Origin of the sequence: Buchnera aphidicola (Pemphigus obesinymphae) (assembly GCF_026122815.1) — a bacterium.
In the GTDB taxonomy this organism is placed as follows: domain Bacteria; phylum Pseudomonadota; class Gammaproteobacteria; order Enterobacterales; family Enterobacteriaceae; genus Buchnera_C; species Buchnera_C aphidicola_BJ.
In genome coordinates this window covers 1-877 of sequence record NZ_JAIWQW010000050.1, presented here as the reverse complement: position 1 = coordinate 877, position 877 = coordinate 1, and the positions used below count along the sequence as shown (strand labels likewise).

1 pseudogene is annotated in these 877 nt (G+C 28.8%); it reads left to right on the top strand.

Annotated elements, in window-relative coordinates:
* Positions 1-877 (top strand): annotated as a pseudogene (gene thrA, locus LDP10_RS03000) (bifunctional aspartate kinase/homoserine dehydrogenase I); the annotation flags it as partial.

Here is an 877-nt window from a genome sequence, read left to right as displayed (position 1 = left end):
AAAATTACTCATAAATATGCAAGGCATTCCACTAGAAAACTGGAAAAAACATTTTGAAAATACAAAAAATTCTTTTACTGCAAAAAAAATAATTAATATCATTAAAGAATATCCTTTAATAAATCCTGTTCTAATTGATTGTACAGCAGATGAACATTTATCGTATCAATATACTAATTTCCTTTCCAATGGTTGCCATGTTGTTACTTCTAATAAAAAAGCAAATACCACAGATTTATCATATTACAAAAAAATTAGAAATATTGCTGTCAAATTCAAAAAAAAATTTTTATACGATACAAATGTAGGAGCTGGACTACCTGTTATCGATAATCTACAAAATTTATTGAATTCAGGAGACACATTAATCCATTTTAGAGGTATCTTATCTGGTTCTTTATCATTTATTTTTGGACAATTAGAAGAAGGTATTCCTTTATCTCAAGCCACTCAAAACGCCAAAGAAATAGGCTTCACAGAACCAGACCCTCGCGATGATTTATCAGGTATTGATGTCGCGAGAAAATTATTAATTTTAGCTCGAGAAGTAGGATACGAAATAGAATTAAAAGATATTAAAATAGAAAATTTATTACCTGATACATTTCAAGACATTCCAAATGTAAAAATTTTTATGGAAAAACTAAAAGAATTAGATCCTTTATTTTCTGTACGAGTAGGACAAGAAAAAAATAAAGGAAAAGTATTACGTTTCGTCGGAATAATAGATCCGATAGGTCAATGTCAAGTAAAAATTGAAGCAGTAGATAAGAAAGACCCTTTATATACAATAAAGAACGGAGAAAATGCATTGGCATTTTATAGCAAATATTACCAACCAATACCGTTGGTATTAAGAGGATACGGTGCAGGAAAT